The sequence below is a fragment of the Pseudomonas sp. GW821-FHT07G10 genome, from assembly GCF_059418545.1.
This window is the reverse complement of record NZ_JBWKQB010000022.1, coordinates 29,784-49,972: the sequence shown is the minus strand read 5'-3', so window position 1 is coordinate 49,972 and position 20,189 is coordinate 29,784. Positions and strand designations below refer to the sequence as shown.

Sequence of the window (20,189 nt, the reverse complement as noted above, 5' to 3'; positions counted from 1 at the left end):
CAACAAGGAGAAAACCATGTCCAAGACTCAGCTGTTCGACCTTGACGGCAAGATCGCTTTCGTTTCCGGCGCCAGCCGCGGTATCGGTGAAGCCATTGCCAAACTATTGGCCCAGCAAGGCGCCCACGTCATCGTCTCGAGCCGCAAACTCGACGGTTGCCAGCACGTTGCCGACGCCATCATCGCCGACGGTGGCAAGGCCACAGCCGTCGCCTGCCATATCGGTGAAATGGAACAGATCACCCAGGTCTTCGCCGGGATTCGCGAGCAGTTCGGGCGTCTGGATATTCTGGTCAACAACGCGGCGACCAACCCGCAGTTCTGCAACGTACTGGATACTGACCTCAGTGCATTCCAGAAAACCGTCGACGTGAACATTCGCGGCTACTTCTTCATGTCGGTGGAAGCCGGCAAGCTGATGCGCGAGACCGGTGGCGGCAGCATCATCAACGTCGCGTCGATCAACGGCATCTCGCCGGGGATCTTCCAGGGCATCTACTCGGTGACCAAGGCTGCGGTGATCAACATGACCAAGGTCTTTGCCAAGGAATGCGCGCAATTCGGCATTCGCTGCAATGCGTTGCTGCCGGGGCTGACTGATACCAGGTTTGCTTCGGCGCTGGTGAAAAATGACGCGATTTTGAAGACGGCGTTGCAGCAGATTCCGCTCAAGCGTGTGGCGGATCCGAGTGAAATGGCGGGAGCGGTTTTGTATTTTGCCAGTGATGCTTCGAGCTATACCACTGGAGTTTCGCTGAATGTGGATGGTGGATTTTTGTCCTGATTCAGGGCTTGTAGTGAGTGGAAGGCAGCCAACCAGGCTGCCTTTTGTTTCTCCGGCGATTGTGGTTCCACCATTGCCTTGGACAGTGCCGCACAATCCCTGTAGGAGCGAGGCTTGCCCGCGATGGCTGCTTCGTATTCACCATTGATTTTGACTGGGTACATATCCATTTCTGCGGTGACGGCGGCTTAGGGTTTCGCCCTTATGTATGGACTCGCCCACACTGGCTACCCGCCCTCCGGCTCTACTGGAAAAGGGGCCGGGTCCTGGCCTGTCAGGAATGGGCTAAATCAAGAGAATTGAAGAACTGCCACGAAAGCTTTTTGCTTTGCTCCCCACTCCTTCCGCACCAGATATGCACGGCTTCGAGATGCAGCGCACAACGCTGCAAGATGCTGAGCATTTCAGTGAGTTCCCCCACAATGACCCTATGACGCCTTTTCTCGGTAAATGCCTGGGCCCTAGCCAGTTCAACGAATTGTAATATCTCGACTGCGTTTTCACGACCAATACAATCGAACACCTACCCCACCAACATAGGATTAACTCCAACCACCTACAAGCTCTGTACACCCAGAAAGGCTTGTAGGATTGTTCTGTTTTTAATGTCCCCCTATTCCATTCACTCAAAATAGTAGTTAGCTTCGAAGATAAAGAAATAGCAAAAAAAATCATCACATGGACTTTTAATTCAAAGGTAGTGGAATGATCCAGCAACTGACAGATTTCGAACTTATCGGACTGCAAGGGAATTACAATCTCTCCGATGGGCATGCTTATCATGACATCAACGAAAGCTTCCCTGGTTTCCCGTCTCAGCTGCCAGAAATCTGGAGAGACAGTGAAATGACGAAAGTCCATGTTGCTGAAGCGCGCTTCAAAAGTGCCTTGGCCAAGTTGATTGGTTCGCAGACGCTAGAAGAAAGCAGTTGCTACAAAATTTCACCTACGGCATCTAACTCCATTGATTTGGTAGCTGCTTATCTCGCTGCGCAGGCGCCTCGTGTTCTGCTGGTAGAACCAACGTTCGATAATCTCGCGCTACTGTTACGGCGTCGCGGCTGTACTCTGCAATCCATAGGCGATGAACACTTCAGGAGTTTCCTCTGCGCGCCTGAACTCTTTCACTTGCTCGACTCACTCGACTTCGACACCCTGTTCCTGGTCAACCCTAACAATCCAACAGGAACGGTCATCGAACCTGAATATCTGGTGCTGATATCGGAGTATTGTGCGCAACGAAACAAGACCCTGGTACTTGATACTACTTTCCGCCTGTATGCTTTCGACCAAATTGATGAGCGCGCACATTTTGAAAAAAACGGCTGTAGATATTTCATCATCGAAGACACCGGCAAGACCTGGCCCACACATGACCTGAAAGCCAGTCTTATAAGTTATTCTTCCAACTGCTCGAAGCACTTCGAAGCCCTCTACGATGAGGTATATCTGTGCCACTCCCGATTCGCGATGCTTATGTTCGAAGCACTCTTCGATCGTAGCCGGTCTACAGGTATCACCGCCAGCATTCAGGTGCCTGTGAATACCCGCCATGCCTACTTGATCAAACAACTCTCAGGCTCCATCGCCAAACCCCACACCGACAGAGTCCGCGCGACCCTGCCTCTGGAATGGTTCGAGCTAAAAGCCAGCAGCCAAGTTTCGGATATAGACTTCATCGGCTTCCTGGCCAAGAAGGAGGTGCACGTATTACCCGGGCGTTTTTTCTACTGGAGTAAGCATAAGCCGCCATACACCGCCTTTCGTGTATCACTGTCACGTTCTCAAGAAAAATTTCAAACCAGCATCGACAAACTCAAAAGTGCCGTTTTCCAGTTTGAAATGGAATATATGACAGAGGTGCCAAATGTATTCGCCTAAACTTTTCCCTGAACTGATCAGCCCTCCTCTTGGTTTCGAGCACGCCGGCACTGTGGTAGAGCCCCTTTCCGTGACCCATGTGATCATCGACTTCGAAGCCGTCTACGTCAGCAAATGTAAACTTCACGAAAAATACAGAGCTCCAGGTAATTGGCCCCTGAATATCACCCTGCATGACAATCTCGTCGATCTGGGCTGGCATGAGAAAGAGTTTCGGGATGGGTCTTCCTTCGCCTACACAATTACCAACCAGAGCAGAAGCACCTGTTTTGGCTGCATCTACATTATTCCAACAGTGGAAGGTCCTACGCTGTCGTTTTGGTTACGTGGTGACGGTGAATCCCCCATAAACGAAACATCATTCGAAACGGTTATCCGAAATTGGCTTACCACAGCCTGGGGTGGCAACAAGATCCGAATGGTCTAACCATTCCAGGAGAGATATATGTGCGGATTGTTCGCTGCCTATTCGAATAATACTGATGCGCTCAACTCAACTCGACTCAACTCACGTGGTGTAGATATCCTGAAACATCGTGGGCCGGACCGGGAAGGCGTCTTTTCGTCCCTGGATGGCAGAGTCTTTCTCGGCCACACATTACTATCGCTGTCCACATCAACTGCGGACGAGGGCCGGCAACCCGTGAAAACGGATAGGTCGGTCATGATCTTTAACGGTGAAATCTACAACCACCGGGATTTGCGGGCAAATCTCATCGCGCGAGGTATGAGCTTTGCTGGAGACTCCGATACCGAAACCCTTCTACGCGGTATTGAACAAATCGGCTGGTCATTCCTGGATGTCGTGGAAGGCTGCTGGGCCCTCGTGCTCTACGATCTGGAATCCGGAAAGCTATTTTTCTCTCGCGACCCCTTGGGTGAGAAACAACTGATGTACAAGGTCGACCGTGACGGTCTGGCACTGGCGTCAGAAGCAAAAGCAATTATTTGCGTGCAGGGACAGGGAACGCTCAATCCCGAACGTGTCTTCTCAGACCTTATCTTCGACTTCTTTTCGAATCGCGAAACCACATACTTTCAGGGTATTAAGAATTGCCTGCCCGGAAAGGTGTATCAATACGACGAACACAGCAAGACACCGCAGGAGATCTACACCAGTCGTCTGGGTGCCACTAAACCGGATTACCCGTTGCGAAGAAAGCTTGCACATGCGGTCAGCTCGATGGTCCCGGCCCATCATGCTCATGCCGTTGTGTTATCAGGAGGTCTGGACAGCAGCATAATTGCAACCCTTCTGAAAACTGAAATGCAAAACAGACCATTCGTTGCCATTACTGCTGCCTATATCGATAGCAGAAATGAGGATCTGCGTTGCGCTGAGTATCTGGTTGATCATTTAGGAGGTATTGATCACCACATTCTGCGCATCAACAGCGACGATATCGAGCAACACTTCGAGACGGTCCAACACTCGCTCGAAGAGCCTCTGCACGACCAGGTTTATGTTACGCAATACTTGATCTACAAGCACATTGCGAGCTTGGGTCTAAAGGTGGCATTCAACGGCCAGGGGGCCGATGAATTCTGGGGTGGGTATTACCATCACTACAACCTTCAATCACTTTATGAGGCGACTGATGACGAGCAGGTGATTGATCATTTCCAGCGGCTTTCTAACGAGAGAGGCATTCACCACATCCTCACACAGTTAGAAATCAGAACGCTGATCGAACAAAACCTGAAGCCTCGCTGGACCGACTTCGGATCTCTACAGAACATCCTGATGGAGGGGCATTTACAAGCGATGATCAGTCATGAGGACAAGCTTTCTATGGCGTCCGGCGTTGAAGTTCGCCTGCCCTTTTTGAATCAGGCGCTGGTCATGCACGCACTGAGGCTCACCGCCGAAGAAAAGATTCATCAAGGCATCGAAAAAGCGCCGCTTCGGACGGCCATGAGCGGAGTTGTGACCGACATGATTCGCCTGCGCCGCAAACAGGCATTCCCTGACGCACCTCGAACTGCCTATTTGAAGTTGTCCACCCTGCAGGCGTTGGCGTCGGCCACCAGCTTCTTTTCAGCCAGTGATATCAAGCATGTTTCACTGGCTGCTCCCGCAATGAACTGGCGAATGAACGCAGTCAACGCCTTTTCGGGTACTGCCGTTAGGGAGTATTGAACATGGACGTCAAAGCGAACGAAATTCTCAGGCGTGCGATTCCGCTCGGTCTTGCCAATATGTCTGTGGTGCTCATGCCCCTGCTCGACTCAGTGATGCTGGGGCAGCACGATGTTTACAGCATGGCCTCCGGTGGGTTGGCCATGCAGATCTACTTGATCCTGTTCATGCTGGGCGAAGGCATCGTGTTTGGCTTCGGGCCGATCTATGGGCGGTATCTAGACGCCGACGACAGTCGGAAGATGGCCAGCAGCAAACTGGCTGTCTACTTCCTGCTAACCGCCTTTGCGGTCCTTGCATTCCTCATACTGCTGATGGGACCACAGATCCTTCTGGGCCTTCAGCAATCCCCCAGGCTGGTAGATGAGTCACGGGATTATCTCGTGTTGCTGGGGCTGTCGATCCTGCCGAATCTGTTGTTCATCCACTATTGGGAAATACTGGCCTTCCACGACAAGGGAAAATTAGTGGTTGTCGGCGCAGTGATCCAGTTGCTCACCGATGTGGTGCTCAACTACATCCTTATCTATGGAAAATGGGGTGCACCTGAACTAGGACTATTGGGAGCAGGCATTGGTACTTTCATAGGGTCTTTGGTCGGTGCCGGGGTACTCCTGCTGTTCGTGCACATGCACACCAACAGCCCAAGAATTCACCCAGTAAGAGATGTTCTGACTTTTCGCACTTTATTGATGCCCCATATATCCGAAGTGCTGAAAATTGGACTTCCCATTGGCTTGAGTATCATTAGTACAGTCGCCTTTCTGTCCGTTTCCGTGTTCCTGATGGGATGGTTCAGTGAACAGCCGCTGGCGGCTCACCTGGCAATACTGCAGGTCAATGAGCTGATCGTCGTCTTCATACTGGGCTTCAACGAGTATTGCGCCATACATGTGTCATCGAACATCAGCACTGCAACTAGCCGCTCGCTGCGTGCATTCCTGGTCAAGGTCACTGCGACGTCGTTTGGCTTCATTACATTGCTACTGGTCGTGATGTATGTCGTACGCTTTGAAATCTATGCTTTATTCCTTGGCCCTGTAACCGAGATAACTCAGCCGATCTATGGGTACATGGATGAATTCCTTTCGTTCTCATTCCCCTTCCTGCTTGTCGACGCCTTCCTTGTTCTGCTCACTGGAATTCTCAGGGGGTGTGAAATTACCCGCTGGCCACTGGCATTGAATCTGGTTGGGTTCTGGGTATTCGGATTGCTCTCACAGTTATTGCTGATCAAAGTCTATCCCGCTAGCCCTGTGGTGGTTTGGGTCGGCATGCAAATTGGCTTCCTCGTTACTGCCATAGGACTGGCGGCGTATTTCCTGAAATGTAGTGCATCGTTTGACCGCAGTCTGCGCGTAGCTTAGCTCACCAAAAGGAGTTCGAAATGAGCAACAAGAATCCAAATATTGTCATTATCGGGATGGGTACAGTTGGAAAAGTACTGGCAGCCGCCTTCGCCAAAAAATACAAAACGTGTCCTTACGACCTGCACCTGATCGGTCGAACCGAGCAATCGACCCAGGAGGTAGCGGCCCGCATCGAGCGCCTGTATAGGCTGAGCGTGCATCGCCACCAATGTGACGTTCTGCAAACCGACGCGTTGATTCAACTTCTCAGCGAGATCGAGCCGAATGTGGTCATCAATGTCACGACGCCGGATACACATATCGGCGTAATGCGGGCCTGCCTGGAGGTCGGCTCGCATTACATAGACACGGCCGTGTTCGAGACGAACAACGACTTCAATATGCCCCCGCCCTGGTACTCACATGAACTGGCGTTACGCGAACAGTTTCAGCAGAGAAATTTGACGGCAATTCTCTCCATTGGCTTTGACCCTGGGGTGGTCAACGTATTTTGCGCTAAAGTGCGACAGGACTACCTCGACACCATCGACTCTATTGACATCCTCTGCGCCAACGCGGGGGTACACGATCAGTTCTTTGCAACCAACTTCAATGCTGCGGTCAACCTCAAGGAACTCTGCGAGAACACCGGTTTCTGGCAGCAGGGTGAATGGCAATCATCGCCACCATTCTCTAGAAGCATGGAGTTCGATTTCCCGGCAATCGGAGTACAAAAACTGTACTCGGTAGGGCATGACGAAGTTCACTCGCTATCCATGAACATGCCCGAGGCCAACATCGAATTCTGGATGCGTGTCGGGGACAGTTTTCGGTCCACCTTCGACACACTTCATAAGGTCGGGCTTCTCTCCCTTGACCCCATTGAGGTTGGTAAGTCGAGTATTACGCCACTGGACTTCCTGGCGAAAATTTTACCTACCCCTGAGACATTTGCCAGTGAGTACCGCGGGACAGTGTGTGTGGGCGCATTGCTAAGTGGCACCAAGGATGGAAAATCAGAATCCATTTTTATGCACAGCGTGTGCAAGCATGAAGACTGTTATGAAGACCTGAGCACACAAGTGACCGCATATACCACTGCATTGCCCGTAATGGCCGCAGCACTACTGATTCTTAGTGGCGAGTGGAATGTCGGCACAATGGTCCATCCGGAAGAACTGCCTCCTGATCCGTTTCTCGACAAGATTCGGGAGCTTGGCCTGGATTGGCACGTCACCTATCAATCGCGGGCACATGAAAAAGTGCAGGAGCCAGAGCTCATAGGGCTCTGAATACTATCGCAATCGTTGTTGCATGGAGGTCCCCTTGATGAAACTGGATACACAATCGTTCACCTTCGGGCTTAAGTCCGTCCATCAAAACTCTCGAATGATATTGCAAGAAGATTGTTACGATACCCTGGACATTCAGCAGCATATCCGAGCTCTTTGGCAAAAAGAACACGACACCCTGATCGCCAGAAGCAACTGGACCGATGCGCAAAAAAAGGATTACACGCTGCAGCACCTTGCTGGTGTAGTCGACTATGCCTTTAGTCATATTCCTTTTTATCACGAGTACTACAAGGCTAGCGGGTACGAAATCGGAGCCCTGCGCTCACTCGCAGATTTCGAATCGGTTCCGGTCCTGAACAAAAGCATCCTGAAAAGCGTACGGACGGAGGATTTTATTCCACGGAGCTTGAACAATAATGCCACTGAAATGTTCTGGTCCAGCACTTCAGGTTCCAGCGGCGTCGCCCTTCCCATCTTGAGCGACCTTGACTCGGTATCGTTTAACTCCCTGACCTACTTTCGGATGTTCCATCGCTTGGCCGGAAGCGAGTTCAGCTCCGATCGATGGATCTACAACATCCATCATATTAGAAGCTGGATTTCCTCCATGGCCGGCGGCTACCCGACATTCACATTGAATGATATTGTGGACGTTGAAGAATTTGTCCGGCACATGGAGCTGCTGCACCCCATTATTCTGAACCTGCTACCGAGCTACTTGCCTCTGCTGAAGCCTTATGCTCAGAGAATTGCCAATCTCCGACTGAAAGCCATTATCACCAATTCAGAGGCCAGTTCTCGACACGAGCGTGAGTACTATTCATCGCTCTACCAAACACTGGTGCTTGACGAGTATTCATCGGAAGAAGTCGGGATCATTGCCCTGGAGTGTTCTTACCGGCATTACCACCCGGAATTCGACTACGTCCATGTCGAGCTTAAAGACTTTTCTATAGCCAACGGCTCAACGCTGGCAACCGTCTACTGCACCGACTTTATGTGTCGAACGATGCCTTTCATCCGCTATGACCATGGCGACATCGTTTCGGTTGCCGGAAATGACTTAAGTCTTTGCCAATGTGGCCAGCATGGGCGGACGATTGAACGTGTCGAAGGTCGCAAAGATGACTGCCTGAAAACCCTCAGCGGCCATTACGTGCCTACTGCCATTGTGACTAACACGCTGGACAGCTTTTTTAATTCGAATCCGCATGTCTCCTCGTTCCGGTTGATTCAGCGCACCACTATTACCGATTTCTCATTTGTGTATACGGGTGCCACCATCGACTTGGTAGCCCCCTCTGTCTTTGCTTTCGTGGAAAAACTGCAGAACCTGTTGAAAATGAATATCGAGTTGAAAATTGATCGGGTTGATACGTTGCCGGATACCCTAAGCTACAAGAGAAAGAAGATAGTCTGTGAGGCCCAGGCAACATCCTGACAACAGCATCCGCTAACTGTTTCAACGCGAAAAGCTTCGCAGTTTTTACCTGGCGCGATGGTCACAACGGACTAGCCTCCCAAGAACTATGCTCTTCGCATTATTGTGCGACAGCAAAAGGTTTGCAGTCGGGACCGCAAATGCATTACCAGTCGCCATAGACGCCAAACTTCTACATCCATGCACCGTTCCTTAGCATGTATATGGTTCGCTCCTGACCACCAGCTGAGTGCTAGCTTATATAGTCTAAAAAAAGCAAAGACTGCATAATTAAAAGGAAGTTTTGTATGTCATTCTTTCGTGGAAATTTAAAATCATGGTGCTTGTCGCCGCTTCTTACTGGTATTTTCGGATGCAGTCAGGAACCAGCAAGTTCAGTCAGCAACAGTCCCGGGGTCGTCTATATCAATGGACGAATTTACACGCAGGATGCCCAACACCGTCAGGTCGACACCATGGCGGTATCGGGCGAAAAAATAGTGTATTCGGGTGGCCGTGACGGGTACGCCAGGCGTTGGATGCGGCATCCATGGATCGCCCGGTAATGCTGTTTGGATCTGACGGCCATGCCAGTGCCTATAACCCTGCCGACTATATCGCACCTCTTGGCCATGAACGGTATTACCAGCATTCAGGATGCCTGTGTAACTGATTTCATCCGAGATCAATATGTCGCCATGCAGAATCGGCAATTGCTCAACATGTACGTCACCATGGCCACCTGTTTCGCATCAAATGATTACGCTGGATCGGTCGATATCCCTGCTCGCTTGGTCAAGGCCAAGGCAGTGCGTGAGGAGTTTGCTGACAATCCACTTATCAACGCTGATGTCGTCAAAATCTTTCTCGATGGGGTACTCGAATACGACGTCACCGTGACGCCATTCCTGCAGCCGAGCAAGAAAGGGCAGCCGATCTCCGAGGTGCTTTACGACGAAGGCAGTTATGTCTGGAATGCTGCCTACCCGGTGGCAAGCACCTACCAGGCCGGCGTGATGTTGGTGGCCGGTAGCGACGCGCCTGTTGACACTCGCGACCCTAACCCGTTTGTGAATATTGCATCCGGCATAACTCGCTCCCTTCCCGGACAGAAAGCCTACAACCCAGGTCAATCAGCCACTCTGGAGCAGATGCTGGATGCCTACACCATCAATGGAGCGCGCTCGGTTCGCCAAGATCACCTGTATGGCTCTATCGAGCCGGGCAAGTTAGCTAACTTTATCATTATCGATCGCAACCTCTTTGACTTGGTGGAGCAAGGTGCGCCGGAAAAAATTGCTGATGCAAAAGTCGAGCGCACGGTGTTTCGTGGGCGCACAGTTTTCACCCATTGAAGAGGATCTAAAGCACGAGTTGTGAGCTGCGAGCTTAGTCGATTGGTAGTGCCAAGCCGCCTTGACGAGCAAATCTCATGCAAAAAAAATGAATATTTATTCCACCTATTGAATGTTAGGAATTTTTATTCCATAAATACGCACCCTGAAAACAAAAATCCAAAAGGACCCCAACAATGCGCGAACTTGGAATCGGCTTGATCGGCACAGGCTTCATGGGCCGCGCCCACGCCCTGGCCTTTCGCAACGTCAGTGCAGTCTTCGAACTCCCCATACACCTGCATCTGGCCGCACTGGCCGACGCCGACACCCAGCGTGCCGAACACTGCGCCAACGCCTGGGGCTTCGAAAGAGCCCATGGCGACTGGCAACAATTGATCGACGACCCAAAGGTCAACGTCGTAGCAATCACCACGCCCAACCACCTGCACTACCCCATGGCCATGGCCGCCCTGGCCGCAGGCAAACCCGTGTACTGCGAAAAACCACTGGCCGTCAGCCTCGAACAGGCCGATCAGATGCGCCGCGCCGCCAAAGCCGCCGGCGTGGTGACGCGGGTCGGTTACAACTACCAGCACAACCCGATCATTGGCCTGGCCCGTGAGTTGATTCAGAGTGGCGAGCTCGGAGAGATCATCAGTTTTCAGGGCGAGTTCAGCGAAGACTTCATGGCTGACCCGCAATCACCCTGGTCCTGGCGCTGCGAAGCACAGCATGCCGGTGGTGCCCTGGCGGATCTGGGCAGTCATTTGCTGGCGATGGCCCGGTACCTGGTCGGTGATGTGGAAGCAGTATGTGCCGACAGCCAAACCGTGCACCGGCAACGCCCTGCCACCACCGGCAGCCATGAACAACGCACCATCGCCGTCGATGATCAGGCCCATGCCTTGCTGCGGTTTACCAACGGTGCACGTGGCACGTTCAGCAGCAGTTGGCTCAAGCATGGTTACAAAAATCACCTGAGCTTCGAGATCAGCGGCACACGCGGCACTCTGGCGTTCGATCAGGAGCGCTTGAATGAACTGCGCTTGTGCCGTGCGGGTCAGGAAGGCTTTCAGCGTTTACTGGCCGGCCCTTCCCTGCCCGGTTATGCCGCCTTCAGTCCGGCACCGGGTCATCAGTTGGGCTACAACGAGTTGAAGACGCTGGAGGTGCACGGGTTGATTATGGCACTGGCCGGGCAAGGCTCGGACGGTACCGACTTTGAAGAAGCCTGGGAGGTGGAACGCCTGGCGACGGCCATTCGGCTGGCCGCGCTGGAACAACGTTGGGTCAGGGTGGATGAGGTGTAACTGCACGTTCTGGCGCGGTGGGTTTCGAAGCAAACCACGGCTTCGAAGCCCACCCACCAATCGCTTCAGGTCTTGGTAATGACGCCTGTCAAGCCGCCAACTTCCTGCTGGCAATCGCCGCCGACGCCGCCAACATTGCCCGCAACAGCACCGCACAACCAGCCGCCAGATCGTCCGGCGCGGCGTTTTCGATTTCGTTGTGGCTGATCCCGCCTTCGCACGGCACGAAAATCATCCCGGCCGGGCCCAGTTCAGCGAGGAAAATCGCGTCATGCCCGGCGCCGCTGACGATGTCCATGTGCGACAGGCCCAAGCCCTGGGCGGCACTGCGCACGGCATCGACGCAGCCTTTGTCGAAATACAGCGCAGGGAAATCGGCGGTCGGCGTCAGCTCGAAGCTCAGGCCGTGCTCCTGGCAAGTGGTGTCGATCACCTGCCTGACCTCAGCAATCATCGAATCCAGCCGCGCGGGGTCCAGGTGACGGAAGTCCAGGGTCATGCGCACCTCACCGGGGATCACGTTGCGCGAGCCGGGGTAGGCTTGCAGACAACCCACGGTGCCGCAGGCGTGAGGCTGATGACTCAGTGCGGCACGATTGACCGCCGCGACCACCGCCGCCGCGCCGACCAGTGCGTCCTTGCGCAGGTGCATCGGGGTTGGACCGGCATGGGCTTCAACGCCCTTGAGTTTGAGATCGAACCACTTTTGCCCCAGCGCGCCCATCACCACGCCGATGGTCTTGCGCTCATCCTCAAGGATCGGCCCTTGTTCGATGTGCGCTTCAAAATAGGCGCCCACAGCATGGCCACTGACCTTGCGACTGCCGGCGTAACCGATGGCGTTCAGCGCTTCGCCGACCGTCACGCCTTGGGCATCGGTCTTGGCCAGGATTTGCTCCAGGGTGAATTTCTCGGCGAACACTCCAGAGCCCATCATGCACGGAGCAAACCGTGAACCTTCTTCATTGGTCCAGACCACCACTTCCAGCGGCGCTTCGGTTTCGATGCCCAGATCATTGAGCGTGCGCAACACTTCCACACCGGCCAACACGCCGAAGCAGCCATCGAATTTGCCACCCGTGGGCTGAGTATCGATATGGCTGCCGGTCATCACCGGCGGCAGCGTTGGATCGAGCCCGGCACGACGGGCGAAGATGTTGCCGACAGCGTCGATGCTCACGGTGCAGCCAGCCTCCTCGCACCATTGCACGAAGATGTCACGGGCCTGGCGGTCGAGGTCGGTCAGGGCCAGGCGACAGACGCCGCCCTTGACCGTGGCGCCGAGTCTGGCCAGTTCCATTAACGACTGCCACAGACGGTCGCGGTTGATGTGCTGATGGGTGGACTGCAGAACGTCAAGGGCAGCGTTCATGATGATCTCCTCAGACAGTTGTTATGGGTTTCTTCAGGTATTTCTTTGGTGTATTCGAGGCCGCCATCGCGAGCAATCGAGCGTCGACCGGCTGCTCCCACACTGGATCTCCAATGTTCACAAAACCCTGTGGGAGCGAGCTTGCTCGCGATGAGGCCATCCGTCACGCCGCAGATTTCGCCACAGTCGGGCTCCGCTGCATCGAGCACAGCCCGTAATACAACAACCCACCCAACGCCGAGCCGGTGAACCAGCCATAGCTGTAAAACCAGCTGAAGGCGTTGCTGCCCAACGACAGCAAGGTCAGCGCCACCGGGATGCCGAACGCGATAAAGCCGTTCCAGTTCCACGCCGGATACACGTCATCGCGGTACAGCCCCGCCAGGTCGAGCTGCTGTTTCTTGATCAGGAAATAGTCCACCACCATGATCCCGGCGATAGGCCCGAGCAGGCTGGAGTAGCCCAGTAACCAGTTGGAATACACGGTTTCCAGGCTGATATCCGAAACCAGCAAGCCGAGTTTTTTCAGCAGCTCGTGAGCCATCAACGCCAGCCCCACCAACCCGGTCAACATCACCGCTGTGGTCCGATTGATCAGCTTGGGCGCGATATTCTGGAAGTCGTTGGTCGGCGAAACAATGTTCGCCGCAGTGTTGGTGGACAAGGTCGCAATGATGATCAGCGCCATGGCCAGCGCCACCCAGACGGGGCTTTGAATATGACCGATCAGGGTCACTGGATCGGAGACCGTCACCCCTACCAGCCTGGCGGATGCGGCCGTCATCACCACGCCAAGCGCGGCGAACAGGAACATCGTCAGCGGCAAACCGATGATCTGCCCGAGGATCTGGTCCTTCTGGCTTTTCGCGTAGCGGCTGAAGTCCGGAATGTTCAGCGACAGCGTCGCCCAGAACCCGACCATGGCGGTCAGCCCGGCAAAGAAGTAACCGGCCACGCCAGCACCTTCCGGGCGTTTGGGCGGTTGCGCCATCAATTCAGTCAACGAGACATTTGGCAAGGCCCAGACCAGCAAACCTGCGCCCACCAGCACCAGCAACGGCGCAGACAGGGTTTCCAGCCATTTGATCGATTCCGCGCCGCGCAGCACCACCCACAGGTTTAGCGCCCAGAACAGCATGAAACCGATGACCTCACCGGTGCCGCCGAGAGCTTTCCAGCCCTCGAATACCGAACCGAGAAACAAGTGAATGGCCAGGCCGCCGAACATCGTCTGGATGCCGAACCAGCCACAGGCCACCAGAGCCCGGATAAGACATGGCACGTTGGAGCCAATCACCCCGAATGACGAACGCAGCAGTACCGGAAAGGGGATGCCGTACTTGGTGCCGGCAAAGGCGTTGAGGGTCAAGGGGATCAATACGATGATATTGGCGAAAAGAATGGCCAGCAGCGCCTCGCCGACCGACAGCCCGAAATACGCGGTGAGCACCCCGCCGAGGGTGTAGGTCGGTACGCAGATCGACATGCCGATCCAAAGTGCCGTGATGTGCCATTTGTTCCAGGTGCGCTCATGCACTTTGGTCGGCGCAATGTCGTGGTTGTAACGAGGACTGTCGAGTACGTCGCTTCCGGCATCCAGCTCGTACAAGCCTTGGCGTTCGGTCACCTGTGATCTGATCTGTTGCATGGCCGCTCCACTGTTCTTTTGATTATTTTGCTCATCGGGTTGGCTGGCGGGTTAAACCGCAAACCGGGCGATGGCCGGAGTACTTACGACTTCTGCGGACCGGCCAGCGTGTCAGCGGCGGCACTCAATAAACGTGCCGGGTATCCCACTGGCTCACTTGCCACTCCGTAAAATCCATGTAAACAACTGATGTTCATCAGTTTTATTTAATGACTCATTGAGCCCTTGGCTACTTGCCCATTCACTCAGGCTGAATGTCAGGCAAGTTGTCCGAACAGTCAGGACTCAATCTGGTGCATCACTATTTTTTAAAATGATTTCGCCCGCTGACAGGCATAGCTCAAACGGCTGATTTCACATAGGAAATCTTGACCATATTTGGATCCTGTCAAGTGCGTCAAAATGGTGAGCGACCTCACCATTTTGGTGATTTTCATAATTATTCGTTTATTTTCAATGAGTTAAATACGTTATAAGCTTATAAAAAATATTCTTGCTCATTCAAAGAACACCAGCTAGCGTTTATTCCTGACAGCACTGACAGGAATATAACTTCCTCCAGCTTGCCGTAACGACAACACCTAGAACTGGCATTAGCCGGTCAAGCCTGTGAGGAACTCGGAATGTCTCTGTTGATCCGTGGCGCCACCGTTGTTACCCATGATGAAAGTTACCGCGCTGACGTGCTTTGCGCTGACGGTTTGATCCAGGCAATCGGCAATAATCTGGATATTCCCACCGACTGCGAAGTGCTCGATGGCAGCGGTCAATACTTGATGCCCGGCGGCATCGATCCCCACACCCACATGCAACTCCCCTTCATGGGCACCGTCGCCAGCGAAGACTTTTTCAGCGGCACCGCAGCCGGACTTGCCGGTGGCACCACTTCGATCATCGACTTCGTGATTCCCAATCCGCAGCAATCGTTGCTGGAGGCTTTTCATCAGTGGCGCGGCTGGGCCGAGAAGTCCGCCGCAGACTACGGTTTTCACGTCGCCATCACCTGGTGGAGCGAGCAGGTTCGCGAGGAAATGGCCGAGCTGGTCAGTCACCATGGCGTGAACAGTTTCAAGCACTTCATGGCTTACAAGAACGCGATCATGGCCGCCGACGATACGCTAGTGGCCAGCTTCGAACGCTGTCTGGAGTTGGGTGCGGTGCCGACAGTGCACGCGGAAAATGGCGAACTGGTCTATCACCTGCAACGCAAACTGATGGCCCAAGGCATCACCGGCCCCGAGGCGCATCCGTTGTCGCGGCCATCCCAGGTTGAAGGCGAAGCGGCCAGCCGCGCAATCCGGATAGCCGAAACACTCGGTACGCCGCTGTATCTGGTCCACGTCTCGACCCGTGAGGCACTGGATGAAATCACCTATGCGCGCAGCAAGGGTCAGCCGGTCTACGGTGAAGTCCTGGCCGGACACCTGCTACTGGACGACAGCGTCTACCAGCACCCGGATTGGCAAACAGCCGCCGGTTATGTGATGAGCCCGCCCTTCCGTCCTCGCGGCCATCAAGACGCGCTTTGGCACGGCCTGCAATCGGGCAACCTGCACACCACCGCCACTGACCATTGCTGCTTCTGCGCCGAACAGAAAGCCGCCGGCCGTGATGACTTCAGCAAAATCCCCAACGGCACTGCCGGTATCGAAGACCGCATGGCCGTGCTCTGGGATGAAGGGGTGAACACCGGAAGGCTGTCGATGCAGGAATTCGTCGGCCTGACCTCAACCAACACCGCGAAGATCTTCAACCTCTACCCACGCAAAGGCGCGATTCGCGTCGGTGCCGATGCCGATCTGGTGCTCTGGGACCCGGAAGGCACCCGCACCATTTCGGCCAAGACCCATCACCAGCAGGTCGACTTCAATATCTTCGAAGGCAAGACCGTGCGCGGCGTACCCAGCCATACCATCAGCCAGGGTCGGCTGGTCTGGGTCGACGGCGACCTGCGGGCCGAACGCGGTGCCGGGCGTTATATCGAACGCCCGGCCTATCCGGCGGTGTTCGATCTGCTGAACAAACGCGCCGAGTTGCAGCGACCAGTTCCCGTAAAGCGCTGAATCCGGGGCTGATCGTTCCCACGCTTGTGACGCAGAGCGTCACGGGCTGCATTTCCACGCAGAGCGTGGGAACGATCACCAGGTAGAACGTGCGATACCCCAATACCAATGCCCATCAGAGGCAGTACCTCAAAAACCGTGAGGCCATCACCGTGATCAAGACCCTGAGCCACCTCCCGCATCCCCATGAGGACGCGGCCGCCCTTGCCGGCCATTTCACCGATCTGGCGCCGCCGCTCAATGCCCGTCAGGCCACACTGGAAGCCTCGCGCTGCCTGTATTGCTACGACGCACCGTGTGTCAATGCGTGCCCGAGCGAGATCGACATCCCGTCGTTCATTCGCAATATCCATCAGGAAAACGTTCAGGGCGCCGCGCAGACAATCCTTTCGGCGAACATCCTGGGCGGCAGTTGCGCACGGGTCTGTCCGACCGAAGTCCTGTGTCAGCAGGCCTGCGTGCGCAACAACGCTCAAGAGTGCGCGCCAGTGCTGATCGGCTTGCTGCAACGTTACGCCGTGGACAACGCGCAGTTCAGCGAACACCCATTCAAACGTGCCGCGCCGACCGGTAAACGCATCGCCGTGGTCGGTGCCGGGCCGGCGGGGTTGTCCTGCGCTCATCGCTCGGCGATGCATGGCCATGAGGTGGTGATTTTCGAGGCCCGCGAGAAAGCCGGCGGACTCAACGAATACGGGATCGCCAAGTACAAGCTGGTGGACGACTTCGCTCAACAGGAGCTGGAGTTTCTACTGGGTATCGGTGGGATCGAGATCCGTCACGGGCACAAACTCGGCGACAACCTCAGTCTCACTGAACTGCATCAGCAGTTCGATTCGGTGTTCCTCGGCCTCGGCCTGGCTGCCAGCAAGCAGCTCGGTCTGGCCCACGAAGACGCCCCCGGCATGCTCGCTGCCACCGATTACATCCGTGAGCTGCGCCAGGCCGATGACCTGACGCAATTACCACTGGCCGATCGCTGCATCGTCCTTGGCGCCGGCAATACCGCCATCGACATGGCTGTGCAAATGGCTCGCCTCGGCGCTCGCGACGTGAACCTGGTGTACCGACGCGGCCTTGCGGAAATGGGCGCCACCGAGCATGAACAGAACATTGCCAAGGCCAATCAGGTACGTCTGTTGACCTGGGCTCAGCCCGAAGAAGTCTTGCTCAATAAAAAGGGTCAGGTACGCGGCATGCGCTTTGCCCGCACGCGGCTGGAAAACGGTCGCCTGCAATGCACCGGCGAGACCTTCGAGCTGGCCGCCGACGCGATCTTCAAAGCCATCGGCCAGTCCTTCGACGACGCCGCGCTGAACGATCCGCTGGCCCGTGAACTCAAGCGCGAGGGCGAGCGCATTCTGGTGGACGAACAGCTGCGCACCAGCATCCCCGGAGTCTACGCCGGAGGCGACTGCACCAGCCTCGGCCAGGACCTCACCGTCCAGGCCGTGCAGCACGGCAAGCTGGCCGCTGAAGCCATCAATGCCCAACTCATGCTCAATGTGGAGGCTGCATAAATGGCCGATCTGTCGATTGTCTTCGCTGGCATCAAAGCCCCTAATCCGTTCTGGCTGGCCTCCGCACCGCCCACCGACAAAGCCTACAACGTAGTCCGCGCCTTTGAGGCCGGCTGGGGTGGCGTGGTCTGGAAAACCCTCGGTGAGGACCCGGCGGCGGTCAACGTGTCGTCGCGCTACTCCGCTCACTTCGGCGCCAACCGCGAGGTCATCGGCATCAACAACATCGAGCTGATCACTGACCGTTCACTGGAAATCAACCTGCGGGAAATCACCCAGGTCAAAAAGGACTGGCCGGACCGCGCACTGATCGTGTCCTTGATGGTGCCCTGCGTCGAAGAGTCGTGGAAAGCCATCCTGCCGCTGGTGCAAGCCACCGGCGCTGATGGTGTCGAGCTGAACTTTGGTTGCCCTCACGGCATGCCTGAACGCGGCATGGGCGCAGCGGTCGGCCAGGTCCCGGAATACGTCGAGCAGGTTACCCGCTGGTGCAAGACTTACTGTTCACTGCCGGTGATCGTCAAACTCACGCCCAACATCACCGACATTCGCGTTGCCGCCCGCGCCGCCCACCGTGGCGGTGCCGATGCGGTGTCGCTGATCAACACCATCAACTCCATCACCAGTATCGACCTGGATCGCATGGTCGCTCATCCGATGGTTGGCAGCCAAAGCACCCATGGCGGTTACTGCGGCTCGGCGGTCAAACCGATTGCGCTGAACATGGTGGCCGAGATTGCCCGCGACCCACAAACCCGTGGCCTGCCGATTTGTGGCATTGGCGGCATTGGCAATTGGCGCGATGCGGCAGAATTCATCGCCCTGGGCAGCGGCGCGGTGCAGGTGTGCACGGCAGCGATGCTGCATGGTTTTCGCATCGTTGAGGAGATGAAGGACGGTCTGTCGCGCTGGATGGACAGCCAAGGCTACACCAGCCTGCAGGAATTTTCGGGTCGGGCGGTGAGCAATACCACGGACTGGAAGTACCTGGACATGAACTACCAGGTCATCGCCAAAATCGACCAGGACGCGTGCATCGGCTGCGGTCGCTGCCACATCGCCTGTGAAGACACCGCGCACCAAGCCATCGCCAGCCTCAAGCAGCCTGGCGGCACGCATCAATATGAAGTGATCGACGACGAGTGCGTGGGCTGCAATCTATGCCAGATCACCTGCCCGGTTCAGGACTGTATCGAGATGGTACCCATCGACACCGGCAAGCCATTCCTGGACTGGGACCACGATCCGAGGAACCCGTATCGCGTGGCGGTTTAAACAGACCTGCGGATGATCGTTCCCACGCTCTGCGTGGGAATGCCTCTCAGGACGCTCTGCGTCCGCTTTTGTGACGCAGTGCGTCACGGGCTGCATTCCCACGCAGAGCGTGGGAACGAGCTGCGTGGGTTCACGGCTCCAACCCAATCCCCCGCAGAATCACGCTGGTCACGGTCTGTACCGCCCGTTCAAACTGCATATCCGACAGCGGTTGGTGATCGTTGAGGATCATCACCTGGTGATCGAAGTCAGCGTAATGCTGGGTCGAGGCCCAGATCATGTACAGCAACGCGGAGGGTTCCACCGCCAGGATGCGTTTGTCTTCCACCCACTGACGAATTTTCGCTTCCTTCATTTTCGCCCAGTCGTACAGGCTCGCATCCAGCGCCTCTCCAAGGGTCGGTGCGCCATGAATGATTTCATTGGCCCAGACTTTCGAGCCATAAGGCCGGCTACGGGAATGGTTCATCTTGGCGCGGATGTAGCTGCTCAGCACCACCCGCGGATCATCGAACATCTCGAAGCACAACGCGTCCTGCTTCCACACATCCAGCAGATCAAACAGCACGGCGCTGTACAGCTCACTTTTGGTGCTGAAGTAGTAGTGCAGGTTGGAGCGCGGCAGTTGCACTTCCCTGGCAATATCGGCCATCGCCGTGCTGCCGTATCCTTTCTCGGCGAAGATTTTTTCGGCCGCCAGCAGAATTTTTTCGACGTTACTGCGACGAATCTCGATCTTGTGATTGCCCATGAGGGCTCCCTGACGACAGCGTTGGCCAAGACTAGCATCCGCTC

The 20,189-nt window shown here is 55.3% G+C and carries 15 protein-coding genes; 12 read left to right on the top strand and 3 right to left on the bottom strand.

Translation table 11 applies throughout. The features are described 5' to 3' along the window. Positions 1–16: 16 nt before the first annotated feature. The 9 genes from AC07O1_RS21920 to AC07O1_RS21880 all read left to right on the top strand — a co-directional run bounded on the left by AC07O1_RS21920 (position 17) and on the right by AC07O1_RS21880 (position 11,516). Positions 17–784, top strand: a complete 768-nt coding sequence (locus AC07O1_RS21920; protein ID WP_495090092.1) for an SDR family oxidoreductase — start codon at positions 17–19, stop codon at positions 782–784. A 705-nt stretch (positions 785–1,489) separates the two neighbouring features. Then, a complete protein-coding gene (locus AC07O1_RS21915) occupies positions 1,490–2,665 on the top strand; it encodes an aminotransferase class I/II-fold pyridoxal phosphate-dependent enzyme (RefSeq protein WP_495090091.1) in 1,176 nt (391 codons plus the stop codon). Then, entirely contained in the window at positions 2,652–3,092 is a 441-nt protein-coding gene (locus AC07O1_RS21910) for a hypothetical protein (RefSeq protein WP_495090090.1), read from the top strand. The genes AC07O1_RS21915 and AC07O1_RS21910 overlap by 14 nt, the downstream gene beginning before the upstream one ends. 18 nt (positions 3,093–3,110) lie before the next feature. Further along, positions 3,111–4,805 carry an asparagine synthase (glutamine-hydrolyzing) gene (gene asnB / locus AC07O1_RS21905; RefSeq protein WP_495090089.1) on the top strand — a complete coding sequence of 565 codons (1,695 nt, stop codon included), beginning with the start codon at positions 3,111–3,113 and terminating at the stop codon, positions 4,803–4,805. A 2-nt stretch (positions 4,806–4,807) separates the two neighbouring features. Then, positions 4,808–6,172 carry an MATE family efflux transporter gene (locus AC07O1_RS21900; RefSeq protein ID WP_495090088.1) on the top strand — a complete coding sequence of 455 codons (1,365 nt, stop codon included), beginning with the start codon at positions 4,808–4,810 and terminating at the stop codon, positions 6,170–6,172. Between the two features lie 20 nt (positions 6,173–6,192). After that, positions 6,193–7,446, top strand: coding sequence for a saccharopine dehydrogenase family protein (locus tag AC07O1_RS21895; protein ID WP_495090087.1), 1,254 nt, complete (start codon positions 6,193–6,195; stop codon positions 7,444–7,446). A gap of 37 nt (positions 7,447–7,483) precedes the next feature. Further along, positions 7,484–8,890: a phenylacetate--CoA ligase family protein gene (locus tag AC07O1_RS21890; protein WP_495090086.1), complete on the top strand. Its 1,407-nt coding sequence runs from the start codon at positions 7,484–7,486 to the stop codon at positions 8,888–8,890. Between the two features lie 611 nt (positions 8,891–9,501). Next, the gene (locus AC07O1_RS21885; RefSeq protein ID WP_495090085.1) at positions 9,502–10,224 is read left to right on the top strand and encodes an amidohydrolase family protein; all 723 of its coding nucleotides are present in this window, start codon (positions 9,502–9,504) and stop codon (positions 10,222–10,224) included. Between the two features lie 176 nt (positions 10,225–10,400). Next, complete coding sequence (locus tag AC07O1_RS21880; RefSeq protein ID WP_495090084.1) at positions 10,401–11,516, top strand: Gfo/Idh/MocA family protein; 1,116 nt, start codon at positions 10,401–10,403, stop codon at positions 11,514–11,516. 88 nt (positions 11,517–11,604) lie between these two features. Here the strand turns inward: AC07O1_RS21880 and AC07O1_RS21875 are convergent, their stop codons facing one another. Next, on the bottom strand, positions 11,605–12,888 hold the full coding sequence (locus AC07O1_RS21875; protein WP_495090083.1) for a Zn-dependent hydrolase: 1,284 nt from the start codon (positions 12,886–12,888) through the stop codon (positions 11,605–11,607). Between the two features lie 163 nt (positions 12,889–13,051). Then, positions 13,052–14,536, bottom strand: a complete 1,485-nt coding sequence (locus AC07O1_RS21870) for an NCS1 family nucleobase:cation symporter-1 (RefSeq protein ID WP_495023444.1) — start codon at positions 14,534–14,536, stop codon at positions 13,052–13,054. 623 nt (positions 14,537–15,159) lie between these two features. Here AC07O1_RS21870 and hydA point away from each other — a divergent pair. The 3 genes from hydA to preA all read left to right on the top strand — a co-directional run bounded on the left by hydA (position 15,160) and on the right by preA (position 19,394). Beyond that, the gene (hydA, locus tag AC07O1_RS21865) at positions 15,160–16,599 is read left to right on the top strand and encodes a dihydropyrimidinase (RefSeq protein WP_494995265.1); all 1,440 of its coding nucleotides are present in this window, start codon (positions 15,160–15,162) and stop codon (positions 16,597–16,599) included. 152 nt (positions 16,600–16,751) lie between these two features. Next, positions 16,752–18,119 carry an NAD(P)-dependent oxidoreductase gene (locus tag AC07O1_RS21860; RefSeq protein WP_495090131.1) on the top strand — a complete coding sequence of 456 codons (1,368 nt, stop codon included), beginning with the start codon at positions 16,752–16,754 and terminating at the stop codon, positions 18,117–18,119. After that, a complete protein-coding gene (preA, locus tag AC07O1_RS21855; protein ID WP_495090082.1) occupies positions 18,120–19,394 on the top strand; it encodes an NAD-dependent dihydropyrimidine dehydrogenase subunit PreA in 1,275 nt (424 codons plus the stop codon). Between the two features lie 130 nt (positions 19,395–19,524). Here the strand turns inward: preA and AC07O1_RS21850 are convergent, their stop codons facing one another. Further along, a complete protein-coding gene (locus tag AC07O1_RS21850) occupies positions 19,525–20,145 on the bottom strand; it encodes a TetR/AcrR family transcriptional regulator (protein ID WP_494995263.1) in 621 nt (206 codons plus the stop codon). Positions 20,146–20,189 lie beyond the last annotated feature (44 nt).

What these genes read in the sequence shown, in the direction of transcription:
- AC07O1_RS21920 (WP_495090092.1), top strand. Translation starts at nt 17, where the DNA reads ATGTCCAAGACTCAGCTGTTCGACCTTGACGGCAAGATCGCTTTCGTT.
- AC07O1_RS21915 (WP_495090091.1), top strand. Translation starts at nt 1,490, where the DNA reads ATGATCCAGCAACTGACAGATTTCGAACTTATCGGACTGCAAGGGAAT.
- AC07O1_RS21910 (WP_495090090.1), top strand. Translation starts at nt 2,652, where the DNA reads ATGTATTCGCCTAAACTTTTCCCTGAACTGATCAGCCCTCCTCTTGGT.
- asnB (WP_495090089.1), top strand. Translation starts at nt 3,111, where the DNA reads ATGTGCGGATTGTTCGCTGCCTATTCGAATAATACTGATGCGCTCAAC.
- AC07O1_RS21900 (WP_495090088.1), top strand. Translation starts at nt 4,808, where the DNA reads ATGGACGTCAAAGCGAACGAAATTCTCAGGCGTGCGATTCCGCTCGGT.
- AC07O1_RS21895 (WP_495090087.1), top strand. Translation starts at nt 6,193, where the DNA reads ATGAGCAACAAGAATCCAAATATTGTCATTATCGGGATGGGTACAGTT.
- AC07O1_RS21890 (WP_495090086.1), top strand. Translation starts at nt 7,484, where the DNA reads ATGAAACTGGATACACAATCGTTCACCTTCGGGCTTAAGTCCGTCCAT.
- AC07O1_RS21885 (WP_495090085.1), top strand. Translation starts at nt 9,502, where the DNA reads ATGAACGGTATTACCAGCATTCAGGATGCCTGTGTAACTGATTTCATC.
- AC07O1_RS21880 (WP_495090084.1), top strand. Translation starts at nt 10,401, where the DNA reads ATGCGCGAACTTGGAATCGGCTTGATCGGCACAGGCTTCATGGGCCGC.
- AC07O1_RS21875 (WP_495090083.1), bottom strand. Translation starts at nt 12,888, where the DNA reads ATGAACGCTGCCCTTGACGTTCTGCAGTCCACCCATCAGCACATCAAC.
- AC07O1_RS21870 (WP_495023444.1), bottom strand. Translation starts at nt 14,536, where the DNA reads ATGCAACAGATCAGATCACAGGTGACCGAACGCCAAGGCTTGTACGAG.
- hydA (WP_494995265.1), top strand. Translation starts at nt 15,160, where the DNA reads ATGTCTCTGTTGATCCGTGGCGCCACCGTTGTTACCCATGATGAAAGT.
- preA (WP_495090082.1), top strand. Translation starts at nt 18,120, where the DNA reads ATGGCCGATCTGTCGATTGTCTTCGCTGGCATCAAAGCCCCTAATCCG.
- AC07O1_RS21850 (WP_494995263.1), bottom strand. Translation starts at nt 20,145, where the DNA reads ATGGGCAATCACAAGATCGAGATTCGTCGCAGTAACGTCGAAAAAATT.